Source organism: Ramlibacter tataouinensis (assembly GCF_027941915.1).
Classification (GTDB): Bacteria; Pseudomonadota; Gammaproteobacteria; order Burkholderiales; family Burkholderiaceae_C; genus Ramlibacter; species Ramlibacter tataouinensis_C.
This window is the reverse complement of the sequence record NZ_CP116009.1, coordinates 1,968,764-1,981,778: the sequence shown is the minus strand read 5'-3', so window position 1 is coordinate 1,981,778 and position 13,015 is coordinate 1,968,764. Positions and strand designations below refer to the sequence as shown.

The window sequence follows — 13,015 nt, the reverse complement described above, 5'->3', positions numbered from 1 at the left end:
GCGGCCGGCGGCCCGGCCGGCTTCAGGTCACTGCGGCTTCGGGCAACTCGCTGTCGGCGCCTGGGCCGACGCCATCCGGGCCGGCCGCGCCGGCGGCGGCCGGCTGCAGGAAGCGGATCGGCCGCCGCGTGCGCGGTGACATCGACGCCAGCAGGCCATCGAGCTCGCCGGCCGCCTCTACCGCTTCGACCGGCCGCTCGGACAGCAGCACGGCGGCGATGTGGAAGTGCAGCGTGACGTCGGGCTTGAGCCCGGGCAGCGGCATCAGGCCGGCGGCGATCAGGCGCGCGGCGCGGTCGGTGACGGCCGCGCGCGCGCCCACTCCTTCCATGATCAGGCCGAAGCGGGCCTCCCCGATGCGGCTCAGCGTGTCGACGTCGCGCACCAGCCGGCGCAGCTTGATCACGCTGCGCAGGAGGCTCTGCTCGGCCACCGGCTGGCCGAAGTGGCCCTTGATGCGCGGGTAGTTCACCAGGTCGATGAAGACGACCGCCGCGCTCTCGCGGTCGCGCTTGAAGCGCGTCACCACTTGGCGCAGCCGGTCGTGGAACAGGTGCGACGCCAGCAGGCCGGTCAGCGCGTCCTGGCTGGCCAGCGCCTGCTCGCGGATCTGGGCGCCGTGGCGGTCGCGCGAGCGCACCGACAGCGCCACCAGCAGCATCGGCACCTCGAACAGGATCGCCAGCACCACCGCGTACTGGGTGAGGAAGGAGGTCGGCAGCCAGCCGAGCAGCCGCATCACGGCGGCGATCACCGAGGCGGCCAGCGGCACATAGGCGCACAGCACCCACAGCCCGACCACGTCGCGCCGCAGCCAGGCGAGCGCGGCCATGCCGGTGTTCAGCACCGTGGCCAGGGCCAGGTAGGCGGCCAGCGCATCCAGCGCCTGGGCGCGGGGCAGCAGCAGGTAGGCCAGCGCCAGCGGCAGGCCGGACCAGGCGCAGGCGGTGGCGACGCGGTCCAGCAGCGGGTGGCGCGCCGGCACCGCGGTGAGGTCGCGCACGAACAGGATGGCGGCACCGGTCGCCAGGGCCGCCAGGCCGCCGGGCGCCGCATCGGCCCAGGCGGTGGCGCCCGGCCACAGCAGGTGGGCGGCGGCGCCGGTGTAGGCCATCACGCCCAGCGTGCTCAGCCCGGCATACAGCGCATACCAGCCGTAGGCCGGATCGCGGTAGGCCCACCCTTGCGCCAGGCAGGCGGTGAGCAGCAACAGCAGCGCGCCGAAGGCCGCCCCCAGGCCCAGGTACTCGAGCTGCTGGCGCTGGCTGTGCGCCGCGTCGCTGGACAGCCGCAGCGGCACGCCGGTGGGGATGGCGCTGCGCACCTGCACGTAGAGGTCGTGCGGCTGGCCGCCGGGCAGGTCGAGCCGGAAGGCCGGGTAGCGGCCGGGTTCGGCCCAGCGTTCGACCGCCAGCCGGTCGCCGGCGGCTTGCGACCACCAGCGGCCGGCCTCGTTGCGCTGCCAGATGCGGACCTCGTCGATCAGCGGATTGGGCAACACCAGCAGCCATTGCTGGCGGTTGCCCTCGGCGCGCAGCAGGCGCAGGTGCAGCCACAGGGCGGAGCGCGGATCCAGCGGGTGGACGGTGTCGGGCCGCACCGGTTCGAAGGCGGCGGCGTGCGCCATCGCCTGCTCGAGGCTGGCGTCGCCGCCCGGATCGAGCCAGGCCCGCGCCAGCGGGTCGACCCGTTGGCTGGGTGTGCTTTGGGCGAGCAGCACCGGCTGCCCGGTCTGGGCCCACGCCGGGGCCAGCCACAGCAGCAAGGACAGCAGGGCGATCCAGGCGCGGCCGCGCGCGGGCGGCGGCTGCGCCGGCCCCCGGTCGAGCCCGACAGCCCTTGGCATACACTTTCCCGCTTGTCTGTCTGGAACTGCCATGAGCTTGAAGTGCGGCATCGTGGGTCTGCCCAACGTCGGCAAATCGACCCTGTTCAATGCCCTGACCAAGGCGGGAATCGCCGCCGAGAACTACCCCTTCTGCACGATCGAACCCAACGTCGGCATCGTCGAACTGCCCGATCCGCGGCTGGCGCAGCTGTCGGCGATCGTCAAGCCCGAGCGCATCGTACCGGCCATCGTCGAGTTCGTCGACATTGCCGGGCTGGTCGCGGGCGCCAGCAAGGGTGAGGGGCTGGGCAACCAGTTCCTGGCCCACATCCGCGAGACCGACGCCATCGTCAACGTGGTGCGCTGCTTCGAGGACCCGAACGTGATCCACGTGGCCGGCAAGGTCGACCCGGTGACCGACATCGAGGTGATCCAGACCGAGCTGTGCTTGGCCGACCTGGGCACGGTGGAAAAGAGCCTGGCGCGCTACAGCAAGGCCGCCAAGTCGGGCAACGACAAGGAAGCGGCGAAGATGGTGCAGCTGCTGCCCAAGGTGCAGGCCGCGCTGAACGAAGGCCGGCCGGTGCGCACGCTGCAACTGACCGACGAAGAGCAGGCGCTGCTGCGGCCGCTGTTCCTGATCACCGCCAAGCCGGCGATGTTCGTCGGCAACGTCGACGAAGGCGGCTTCGAGGACAACCCGCACCTGGACCGCCTGCGCGCCTATGCGCAGACGCAGAACGCGCCGGTGGTGGCGATCTGCGCCAAGATCGAATCCGAGATCGCCGAGATGGACGACGAGGACAAGCAGGTGTTCCTGGCCGAGATCGGCCAGGACGAGCCCGGCTTGAACCGGCTGATCCGCGCGGCCTTCAAGCTGCTCGGGCTGCAGACCTACTTCACGGCCGGAGTCAAGGAAGTGCGCGCCTGGACCGTGAACATCGGCGCCACCGCGCCGCAGGCCGCCGGCGTGATCCACACCGACTTCGAGCGCGGCTTCATCCGCGCCCAGACCATCGCCTTCGACGACTTCATCGCTTTCGCCGGCGAGCAGGGCGCCAAGGACGCGGGGAAGATGCGCAGCGAAGGCAAGGAGTACGTGGTCAAGGATGGCGACGTGATGAACTTCCTGTTCAACGTCTAGCGATCATCCGGCCGGCTGCGGCAGGCCGCCCGGGAACGCCTGCAGCAGCACGGCGGTCATGACCACGTAGCGCAGGAACTTGCCCGCCAGCATCCAGGCCGCGCAGGGCCAGAACGGCAGGCGCAGCCAGCCGGCCACCGCGCACAGCGGGTCGCCGACCAGCGGCAGGAACGACAGGAAGCAGGCCCTGGGCCCGAGCCGGCCCAGCCACTCGATGGCCCTGACGTGCGAGCGCGAGTGGCCCCACTTGTCGACCACCTGGTGGGCGCCGTAGCCCATCCACCAGGTGACGGCGCCGCCCAGCGTGTTGCCGGCCGTCGCCACCAGCACCGCCGGCCAGAACAGTTCGGGATTGAGCTTGAGCAGCCCGAACAGCGCCGGCTCGGAGCCGAGCGGCAGCAGCGTGGCCGAGACGAGGGCGACCAGGAAGAGGGTCGAGAGCCCGAACCGGGGCAGGGCCAGCAGCGCCAGCAGGGACTCGAGCCACTCATGCATGCGCGCGCATGTTACGGCAGCGGTCGGCTGCCGTGCGCCGCGTGCGGACGCAGGCCGCGCCCGGGCCGGGCCTGCCCCGGGGCATACAATGCGTGCCTCATTTTTCAGCAATCCCGCTTTTCCCCTTCCCCATGAACATCGGCCCGCACACCCTGACGAACCAGCTGTTCGTCGCGCCGATGGCCGGGGTGACGGACCGCCCGTTCCGGCAGCTGTGCCGGCGGCTCGGCGCCGGTTATGCGGTGAGCGAGATGGTGACCTCGCGGCGCGAACTGTGGAACAGCCTGAAGACCTCGCGCCGCGCCAACCATGACGGCGAACCGGGGCCGGTGGCGGTGCAGATCGCCGGCACCGACCCGGCCATGATGGCCGAGGCGGCCGCCTACAACATCGACCGCGGCGCGCAGATCATCGACATCAACATGGGCTGCCCGGCCAAGAAGGTCTGCAACAAGTGGGCCGGCTCGGCGCTGATGCAGGACGAGCCGCTGGCGCTGGCGATCGCGCAGGCGGTGGTGCGGGCCTGCGAGCCGCGCGGCGTGCCGGTGACGCTGAAGATGCGCACCGGCTGGAGCGCCGCCCACCGCAATGCCGCGCGGCTGGCGCGAGCCTTCGAGGACGCCGGCATCCGCATGCTGGCGGTGCACGGGCGCACGCGCGAGCAGGGCTACAAGGGCTGCGCGGAGTACGAGACCATCGCGGCGGTCAAGCAGGCGGTGCGCATCCCGGTGGCGGCCAACGGCGACATCGACTCGCCGGCCAAGGCGCGCGAGGTGCTCGCGGCCACCGGCGCCGACGCGCTGATGATCGGCCGCGCCGCCCAGGGCCGGCCCTGGATCTTCCGCGAGGTCGCGCATTTCCTGGCAACGGGCGAACAGCTGGCGCCGCCGCTGGTGGCCGAGGTGCGCAAGCTGCTGCTGGAGCACCTGCAGGACCACTACGGCCTGTACGGCGATTTCACCGGCGTGCGCAGCGCGCGCAAGCACATCGGCTGGTACGTGCGCGGCCTGCCGGGCGGCGAGGCGTTCCGCGAACGCATGAACGGCATCGAGGAGGCCGAGGCGCAGTGGCAGGCCGTCGCCGGCTTCTTCGACCGGCTGGCGCAGCAGGGGGACCGGCTGCCGCCGGCGGGACACGACAACAACCAGGAAGAAACGGCGCAACAGCAAGCATGAGCAAGAAACAGATCGAGGAGTGCGTGCGCAACAGCCTGGAAGGTTATTTCCGCGACCTGCGCGGCATCGAGCCGGACGGCATCTACGAGATGCTGGTCAAGGTGGTCGAGAAGCCGCTGCTGGAAGTGGTGATGGCCAAGGCCGACCAGAACCAGTCGCGCGCCGCCGAGTGGCTGGGGCTGAACCGCAACACGCTGCGCAAGAAGCTGGTCGAGCACAAGCTGCTCAAGTAGCCGCTGAAGTAATTCCCATCCTCCACGGGCTCGCGCCCTGACCACCATGAACGCACTCCTTTCCGTCTCGGACAAGACCGGGATCGTCGAACTCGCCCGCGGGCTGCACGCCCTGGGCATCCGCCTGATCTCCACCGGCGGCACCGCCAGGCTGCTGGCCGCCGAGGGCCTGCCGGTCACCGAGGTGGCCGAAGTGACCGGGTTTCCGGAAATGCTGGATGGCCGGGTCAAGACCCTGCACCCGATGGTGCACGGCGGGCTGCTGGCCCGGCGCGACGTGCCGGAGCACGTGGCGGCGCTGCAGGCGCACGGCATCGCCACGATCGACCTGCTGGTGGTGAACCTCTATCCGTTCGAGCAGACCGTGGCCCGTGCCGGCTGCACGCTGGAGGAGGCGATCGAGAACATCGACATCGGCGGCCCGGCCATGGTGCGCAGCGCCGCCAAGAACTGGAAGGACGTCGGCGTGCTGACCGACGCGGCGCAGTACGAGCCGGTGCTGGCCGAACTGCGCTCGGCCGGCAAGCTGTCGGACCCCACGCGGTTCGGGCTGGCCGTGGCCGCGTTCAATCGCATCAGCGACTACGACGGGGCGATCAGCGACTGGCTGTCGCGCGTTCAGTTCGAGTCTGCGACCGGGCCGCAGCAGGCGCCCGGCCTGGCCCTGTTCGGCGGCCAGGCCAACGGCCGCTTCGTCAAGGTGCAGGACCTGCGCTACGGCGAGAACCCGCACCAGCAGGCCGCCTTCTACCGCGACCTGTACCCGGCCCCCGGCTCGCTGGTGACGGCCCGGCAGCTGCAGGGCAAGGAGCTGTCGTACAACAACATCGCCGACGGCGACGCCGCCTGGGAGTGCGTCAAGAGCTTTGACGTGCCGGCCTGCGTGATCGTCAAGCACGCCAACCCCTGCGGCGTGGCGCTGGGCAAGGACCCGCTGGAGGCCTACAGCAAGGCCTTCCAGACCGACCCGACCTCCGCCTTCGGCGGCATCATCGCCTTCAACCGCCCGCTCGACGGCGCGGCGGCGCATGCCGTGTCGAAGCAGTTCGTCGAGGTCCTGATGGCGCCCGGCTTCGCGCCGGAGGCGCTGGAGGTCTTCAAGGCCAAGGCCAACGTGCGGCTGCTGCAGATCGAGCTGCCGGCGGGCGGCGCCACCGATTGGGACAACGGCCGCAACCTGATGGACATCAAGCGCGTCGGCTCCGGGCTGCTGATGCAGACGGCCGACAACCGCGAGCTCACGCGCGCGGAACTGAAGGTCGTGACGAAGAAGCAGCCGACGCCGCAGCAGCTCGACGACCTGCTGTTCGCCTGGAAGGTGGCCAAGTACGTCAAGTCCAACGCCATCGTTTTCTGCAAGGACGGCATGACCATGGGCGTGGGCGCCGGGCAGATGAGCCGGCTCGATTCGGCCCGCATCGCCAGCATCAAGGCCGAGCACGCCAAGCTGTCGCTCAAGGACACCGTGGTGGCCAGCGACGCCTTCTTCCCGTTCCGCGACGGCCTGGACGTGGTGGTGGATGCGGGCGCCGGCTGCGTGATCCAGCCGGGCGGCAGCATGCGCGACGAGGAAGTGATCGCCGCGGCCGACGAACGCGGGGTGGCGATGGTGTTCAGCGGCGTGCGGCACTTCCGGCACTGAGCGCCGGCGGCCGGCCTGGCGCCGGCGCCGGCTGCGTGGCCAGGCCACCGGTCCTTGTCATCCCCCGCGAAGGCGGAGGATCCAGCGCGACGGGCGAGCGGGCGCCTACAGCGCCGCGAACACGGCCTGCGCCGCCGCCACCGTCTCGGCGATCTCCGCCTCGCCGTGCGCCGCACTGACGAAGCCGGCTTCGTACAGCGCCGGCGCGATGTACACGCCGCGCTCCAGCAGGCCGTGGAACAGGCGGTTGAAGCGCGCGCCGTCGGTCTTCATGACCTCGGCGTAGTTGCGCGGCAGCTGCGGCAGCAGGAAGAAGCCGAACATGCCGCCCTCGCTGTCGGCGCTGAAGGGCACGCCGGCCTGCCGGGCCGCGCCGGCCAGTTGCTCCACCAGGCCGCGGGTTTTCGCCGCCAGCGACTCGTAGAAGCCGGGCTTGCCGATTTCGCGCAGCGTCGCCAGCCCGCAGGCCGTGGCCACCGGATTGCCCGACAGCGTGCCGGCCTGGTACACCGGGCCGAGCGGCGCGAGCTGCTCCATCACGGCGCGCGGTCCGCCGAAGGCCGCCAGCGGCATGCCGCCGCCGATCACCTTGCCCAGCACGGTGAGGTCGGGGCGGAACCCCGGGATCTGTTGCGCGTAGTGCGCCTGCGCGCCGCCCAGGCCGACGCGGAAGCCGGTCATCACCTCGTCGAACACCAGCAGCGCGCCGTGCTGCGTGCACAGCTCGCGGCAGCGCCGCATGAAGTCGGTGCCGGCCCGCACGAAGTTCATGTTGCCGGCGATCGGCTCGATCATCAGGCAGGCGATGTCGGGCCCATGCAGCGCGAAGGCCTCTTCCAGTTGCGCGAGATTGTTGTATTCGAGCACCAGCGTGTGCTGCACCACCTCGGCCGGCACGCCGGCGCTGGTCGGATTGCCGAAGGTGGCCAGGCCGGAGCCGGCCTTGACCAGCAGCGAGTCGGCGTGGCCGTGGTAGCAGCCCTCGAACTTGACCAGCTTGCTGCGGCCGGTGGCGCCGCGCGCCAGCCGGATCGCGCTCATCGCCGCCTCCGTGCCGGAGCTGACCAGCCGCACCATCTCCAGCCCGGGCATCACGGTCGCGATGGCTTCGGCCAGCTCGATCTCGCGCTCGGTCGGCGCGCCGAAGGAGAAGCCGTCCTGCACCGCCTGCTGCACCGCCTCGACCACCGCCGGGTGGCCGTGGCCGAGGATCATCGGCCCCCAGGAACCGATGTAGTCGATGTAGCGGCGGCCCTCGGCGTCCCAGAAGAAGGGGCCCTGGGCGCGCTGCACGAAGCGCGGGGTGCCGCCGACGGCGCGGAAGGCGCGCACGGGCGAGTTGACGCCGCCGGGGATGATGCGGCGGGCGCGGTCGAAGAGTTCTTGGTTGCGGTCCATGTGTTTCTGGCTTCAGGCGGCCCCCGCGGAACCGGCCGGGCCGGCCCGCCAGGGGTGCCCCTTCGTAGGGGAGGCGGCCGCAGGCCGCTTCGGGGGTGGTCGGATCAATGCTTGGTGTCGTGGGCGGGCATGTCCAGGACCTGCAGGGCCTGGGCTTCTTCCGGGCTGAGCTCCTCGGGCTCGGTGTCCGGCTGGGCCCAGAACAGGCGGTCGGGCACCACGTTGCCCATGCCGGGCCGGAAGCCGGCATCGAGGCAGCGGTCCAGGTAGGACAGGGCCTCGGTGGTGGCCGCCGCCAGGTCGGTGCCGCTGGCCACCAGGGCCGCGAGCGCCGCCGACAGGGTGTCGCCGGCGCCGGAGAAGACGGCCTCAAAGCGCTCGAACTTCTCGCTGCCCAGCACCGACTGCGGCGTGGCCAGCACGTTGTCGAGGTACTGCTCGGGCAGCGGGATGCCGGTGACCAGGGTGTAGGGCACGCCCATGTCGGCGGCGGCCTTGGCGATCTCGCGCGCGCCGGGGCTGCGGTCGCTGCTCCAGTCGGGCAGCAGCCAGCGCCACAGGGTGCTGTGGCTGCCCACCAGCACCGTGGCCTGCGGCAGCATCAGCTCGCGGAAGGCGTCCAGGTACAGGTCGGCCTGCGATTCGTCCCACCAGCCCAGGGCGGGCATGTAGGCGATCACCGGCACGTCGGCGTAGTCGGCCGCGATCGCGGCCACCGCGCTGACCGCCTCCGGGCTGCCGACGAAGCCGACCTTGAACACCTGCGCCGGCGTGTCCTCCAGGATGGCGCGGGCCTGCTCGCCGATGGCTTCCTCGTCGAACGCGAAGTGGTCGTGGATCTCCGCCGTGTCGCGCGCGTAGGCCCCGGTGACCACCGGCAGCGCATGCGCGCCGACCGAGGCGATGGCGGTGACATCCGCCGCCAGCCCGCCGGCGCCGCTCGGGTCGCTGGCGTTGAACACCATCACGCAGGCCGGGCCGCTGTCGTCGGTGTCCTGCGCGCCGGCGTCGGTGCGGGGGGAATCGGGGTTTGTCATGAGCCTGAATCTTCCAGGCATCGGCACCGTGAAATCCGGCGTGGGTGCCCTCGATACAATCGTTGCATTCTATTCGAAGGCCCTTTAAGCTGTGACTGAAGCGAGAACCTGGATGTGTCTGATCTGCGGCTGGATCTACGACGAAGCCGCCGGCGCACCGGACCACGGAATTCCCCCTGGCACCCCCTGGGAACAGGTCCCCATGAACTGGACCTGCCCCGAGTGCGGTGCCCGCAAGGAAGACTTCGAGATGGTGCAGGTCTAGAGGGCGACCCGGTTACATCCCCGTGATGGCGGTGCAGCCCCGCGGAAGTTACGAATGAGGAGCAGCGTCAATTGAGCACGACTGGGTTCAAGGTGCTGGTGATCGACGACAGCAACACCATCCGGCGCAGTGCGGAGATCTTCCTGAAGCAGGGCGGCCACGAGGTCATGCTGGCCGAGGATGGCTTCGATGCCCTGGCCAAGGTCAACGACTACCAGCCGCACCTGATCTTCTGCGACATCCTGATGCCGCGCCTGGACGGCTACCAGACCTGCGCCATCATCAAGCGCAACGCGAAGTTCGCGTCGGTCCCGGTGGTCATGCTGTCGTCCAAGGACGGCGTGTTCGACAAGGCGCGCGGGCGCATGGTCGGCTCGCAGGACTACCTGACCAAGCCCTTCACCAAAGACCAGTTGCTGCAGACCGTGCAGCAGTTCGGCGCCGCATCGCAGCAGGCGCAATAAGACCTACAGGCAATAAGAGGAGTACGCGATGCCGATCAGGAAAGTGCTCGTGGTGGACGATTCCAAGACCGAGCTGATGTTCATGACCGACCTGCTGCAAAAGAGCGGCTTTTCGGTCAAGACGGCCGAGAACGCCGAAGACGCCTTCCGGCGGCTGGCCGAGGAAAAGCCCGACCTGATCCTGATGGACGTGGTGATGCCGGGCCAGAACGGCTTCCAGCTCACCCGCGCCATCACGCGCGACCCGCTGTATGCCGACGTGCCGATCATCATGTGCACCAGCAAGAACCAGGAGACCGACCGCGTCTGGGGCATGCGCCAGGGCGCGCGCGACTACATCACCAAGCCGGTCGATGCCGACGAGCTGATGGCCAAGATCAAGGCGCTGGGCTGAGCCCGGGCCGACGCCCCCGATGGCCAATCGCGAAGCGCTGCGCGAACTCCAGACCCGCCTGGCCGGCCGGCTGCAGGCGGCGCGCGCCGAGGGTCAGCAGGCCTCGTGGCTGGCGGTCGAGGCGGGCGATGTCCGCTACCTGTTCCCGCTGGCGCAATCCGGCGAGATCTTCCCGTTCGCCCAACCGCAGCCCGTGCCCTACACGCGCCAGTGGTTCCTGGGCGTCGCCAACCTGCGCGGCGGCCTGTATGGCGTGGTCGACCTGGCCGGTTTCGCCAGCGACCGGCCGCCCGCCGCGCGCACCGAAGCAGGCCGCGCCGCGTCGCGCCTGGTGGCCCTGAACGCCGCCCTGGACGTCAACTGCGCGCTGCTGATCGACCGCCTGGCGGGGCTGCGCAACCTGGACGGCTTCGCCGCCTCCAGCGAGCCGCCCGAGGGCTCGCCGGCCTGGTTCGGCAGCCGCTACACCGACGCCGCCGGCGCCTGGTGGCAGGAGATCGACCTGCAGGCGTTGTCGCAGCAACCCCAGTTCCTCAGCATCAGCGCTTGAAGCATCCCCGGAAGGCCTTGCAACCATGTCCGTCGTCGACCAACTGAAGAACCTCTTTGCCAGGAAGAAATCCGCCGGTCAGGAGGAGGGCGCCGTCGCCGTCCGACCGGCCGCCGATCCGCTGGCCGGCAGCACGCTCGAAGCCGAGGAACAGGTGCTGACCGAGGGCGATGCCGAGAGCATCGACGCCCCCGACTCGATCGACGCGGTCGAGCAGGCCGCCGAGGCCGAGCGGGTCAGCGTCCCGCTGCTGGGCCGCCGCGCCATCGCCACCCACCAGCGCATCCTGTTCACGCTGCTGGCCCTGGCGCTGCTGGTGCTGGGCTCGGTGGCCGTGTTCGCGGTCAACCAGGGCGAGAAGGTCGCCCAGCAGGTGAAGAACACCGGCGACTCGCTGACCCAGTCGCAGCGCCTGGCCAAGTCGGTGGCGCAGGCGCTGGTGGGCAGCGAGCAGGCCTTCACCGAAGTGCGTGACAGTGCCAACGTGCTGGCCCGCTCGGTGCGCGGCCTCAAGTCCGGCGACGACAACCTGCGGCTGGACCCGGTGGCCGCCGAGTTCCAGGAGGACATGGACAAGATCGTGCCGCTGATGGAGCGCGCCGAAAAGAACGCCGGCGTGGTGATGGGCCAGCAGAAGATCCTGACCCAGGTGGGCGCCGCCCTGCGCACCATCAACCGGCAGTCGTCCGACCTGCTGGAGATCGCCGAGACGGTGTCCTCGCTGAAGCTGCAGCAGAACGCCTCGGCCGCCGAGATCTCGGCCGCCGGCCAGCTGGTGATGCTGACCCAGCGCATCGGCAAGTCGGCCAACGAATTCATGACCGCCAGCGAGGGCCTGTCGCCGGAGGCGGTGTTCCTGCTGGGCAAGGACCTGAACTCGTTCAAGGAAATCGCCCAGGGCCTGCTGGACGGCAGCCCCGAGCTGCGCCTGGGCGGCACCAAGGACGCCCAGACCCGCGAGCGGCTGGAGTCGCTGCTCAAGGTCTATGAGGAAACCCGCAACCAGGCCAGCGCCATCCTGGGCAACCTGCAGGGCCTGGTGTCCGCGCGCGAGGCGCAGGCTGCGATCATCGCCGACTCGGAGCCGCTGCGCCGCTCGCTGGAAGACCTGCAGGGCAAGCTGTCGCTGCAGACCGGCCTGGGCTTCGGTGCCATCGTCGCGCTGGCCCTGGCGGCCGCCTTCGCCATCCTGTGCTCGATCGGGCTGGCCTACGTGCAGCTGCAGGACAGCCGCAAGCGCCAGGAAACGGCCGAGCAGCAGCGCCAGGAAGCCGAGCGCCAGGAGCAGGAGGCCAAGCGCGTCAACGACGCCAACCAGGCCGCCATTCTTCGCCTGATGAACGAACTGCAGACGGTGGCCGAAGGCGACCTGACACAGGAAGCCACCGTGACCGAGGACATCACCGGCGCCATCGCCGACTCGGTGAACTACACGGTGGAGGAATTGCGCCAGCTGGTGGGCAACGTGCAGAACACGGCCACCAAGGTGGCGCAGACCACGGCCCAGGTGGAAAGCACGTCGACCGAGCTGCTGGCAGCCTCCACCGAGCAGCTGCGCGAGATCCGCGAGACCGGCCAGTCGGTGCTCGACATGGCCGGCCGCATCAACCAGGTGTCGGGCCAGGCCCAGGAATCGGCCCAGGTGGCGCGCCAGTCGCTGCAGGCGGCCGAGTCGGGCCTCGCGGCCGTGCAGAACGCCATCGGCGGCATGAACTCGATCCGCGACCAGATCCAGGAGACCTCCAAGCGGATCAAGCGGCTGGGCGAGTCGTCGCAGGAGATCGGTGAAATCACCGAGCTGATCTCCGACATCACCGAGCAGACCAACGTGCTGGCGCTGAACGCGGCCATCCAGGCGGCGTCGGCCGGCGAGGCCGGCCGGGGCTTCTCGGTGGTGGCCGAGGAAGTGCAGCGGCTGGCCGAGCGGTCGGCCGACGCCACGCGCCAGATCTCGGCGCTGGTGAAGGCGATTCAGACCGATACGCAGGATGCGGTGGCCGCCATGGAACGCTCCACCCAGGGTGTGGTGGAGGGGGCCAAGCTGTCCGACAACGCCGGCACCGCGCTGACCGAGATCGACCAGGTGTCGCGCCGGCTCGCCGAGCTGATCGAGCAGATCTCGGCGTCGGCATCCAAGGAAGCGGAATCGGCCAACGTGGTGGCCGGCAACATCCAGCACATCTTCGCGGTGACCGAGCAGACCGGCGAGGGCACGCGCTCGACCGCGCAGCAGGTGCGCGAGCTCTCGCGCATGGCCGAGGAACTGCGGCAGTCGGTGGCGCGGTTCAAGATCGCCTGACGCCGGCCCCAGACGACAGATGATGAATGACGGCTGAGCGCCGCGGTTCCGCCCCCATGGACGCGCCGCCCCGTCGTTCGCCACCGGAAGA

Annotated in this window: 13 protein-coding genes; 9 read left to right on the top strand and 4 right to left on the bottom strand. The window is 70.3% G+C overall.

Annotated elements, in window-relative coordinates; all coding sequences use genetic code 11:
• Positions 1-22: 22 nt before the first annotated feature.
• Complete coding sequence (locus PE066_RS09365; protein WP_271236281.1) at positions 23-1,846, bottom strand: sensor domain-containing diguanylate cyclase; 1,824 nt, start codon at positions 1,844-1,846, stop codon at positions 23-25.
• Between the two features lie 31 nt (positions 1,847-1,877).
• Here PE066_RS09365 and ychF point away from each other — a divergent pair, with 31 nt between their 5' ends.
• Positions 1,878-2,972 carry a redox-regulated ATPase YchF gene (ychF, locus tag PE066_RS09360; RefSeq protein WP_271236280.1) on the top strand — a complete coding sequence of 365 codons (1,095 nt, stop codon included), beginning with the start codon at positions 1,878-1,880 and terminating at the stop codon, positions 2,970-2,972.
• A 3-nt stretch (positions 2,973-2,975) separates the two neighbouring features.
• On the opposite strand, the gene PE066_RS09355 is transcribed toward ychF, so the two are convergent.
• Positions 2,976-3,467, bottom strand: a complete 492-nt coding sequence (locus PE066_RS09355) for a YqaA family protein (RefSeq protein WP_271236279.1) — start codon at positions 3,465-3,467, stop codon at positions 2,976-2,978.
• A 131-nt stretch (positions 3,468-3,598) separates the two neighbouring features.
• On the opposite strand from PE066_RS09355, the gene dusB reads away from it, so the two are divergent.
• The 3 genes from dusB to purH are packed head-to-tail and all read left to right on the top strand — an operon-like array spanning position 3,599 to position 6,517.
• Positions 3,599-4,642 (top strand): tRNA dihydrouridine synthase DusB, encoded by a 1,044-nt coding sequence (dusB, locus tag PE066_RS09350; RefSeq protein ID WP_271236278.1) that lies wholly within the window; start codon positions 3,599-3,601, stop codon positions 4,640-4,642.
• On the top strand, positions 4,639-4,875 hold the full coding sequence (locus tag PE066_RS09345; RefSeq protein WP_271236277.1) for a Fis family transcriptional regulator: 237 nt from the start codon (positions 4,639-4,641) through the stop codon (positions 4,873-4,875). The genes dusB and PE066_RS09345 overlap by 4 nt, the downstream gene beginning before the upstream one ends.
• Positions 4,876-4,921: 46 nt before the next feature.
• Positions 4,922-6,517 carry a bifunctional phosphoribosylaminoimidazolecarboxamide formyltransferase/IMP cyclohydrolase gene (purH, locus tag PE066_RS09340; protein ID WP_271236276.1) on the top strand — a complete coding sequence of 532 codons (1,596 nt, stop codon included), beginning with the start codon at positions 4,922-4,924 and terminating at the stop codon, positions 6,515-6,517.
• Positions 6,518-6,622: 105 nt separating this feature from the next.
• On the opposite strand, the gene hemL is transcribed toward purH, so the two are convergent.
• Complete coding sequence (gene hemL, locus PE066_RS09335; RefSeq protein WP_271236275.1) at positions 6,623-7,915, bottom strand: glutamate-1-semialdehyde 2,1-aminomutase; 1,293 nt, start codon at positions 7,913-7,915, stop codon at positions 6,623-6,625.
• 104 nt (positions 7,916-8,019) lie between these two features.
• Positions 8,020-8,952, bottom strand: coding sequence for a bifunctional hydroxymethylpyrimidine kinase/phosphomethylpyrimidine kinase (gene thiD / locus PE066_RS09330; protein WP_271236274.1), 933 nt, complete (start codon positions 8,950-8,952; stop codon positions 8,020-8,022).
• A 112-nt stretch (positions 8,953-9,064) separates the two neighbouring features.
• Here thiD and PE066_RS09325 point away from each other — a divergent pair, with 112 nt between their 5' ends.
• The 5 genes from PE066_RS09325 to PE066_RS09305 all read left to right on the top strand — a co-directional run bounded on the left by PE066_RS09325 (position 9,065) and on the right by PE066_RS09305 (position 12,924).
• A complete protein-coding gene (locus PE066_RS09325) occupies positions 9,065-9,217 on the top strand; it encodes a rubredoxin (protein ID WP_271236273.1) in 153 nt (50 codons plus the stop codon).
• Positions 9,218-9,288: 71 nt separating this feature from the next.
• Positions 9,289-9,681, top strand: a complete 393-nt coding sequence (locus tag PE066_RS09320; protein ID WP_271236272.1) for a response regulator — start codon at positions 9,289-9,291, stop codon at positions 9,679-9,681.
• Between the two features lie 28 nt (positions 9,682-9,709).
• The gene (locus PE066_RS09315; protein WP_271236271.1) at positions 9,710-10,075 is read left to right on the top strand and encodes a response regulator transcription factor; all 366 of its coding nucleotides are present in this window, start codon (positions 9,710-9,712) and stop codon (positions 10,073-10,075) included.
• Between the two features lie 19 nt (positions 10,076-10,094).
• On the top strand, positions 10,095-10,625 hold the full coding sequence (locus tag PE066_RS09310) for a chemotaxis protein CheW (protein WP_271236270.1): 531 nt from the start codon (positions 10,095-10,097) through the stop codon (positions 10,623-10,625).
• A gap of 25 nt (positions 10,626-10,650) precedes the next feature.
• Positions 10,651-12,924, top strand: coding sequence for a methyl-accepting chemotaxis protein (locus tag PE066_RS09305; protein WP_271236269.1), 2,274 nt, complete (start codon positions 10,651-10,653; stop codon positions 12,922-12,924).
• Positions 12,925-13,015: the final 91 nt, after the last annotated feature.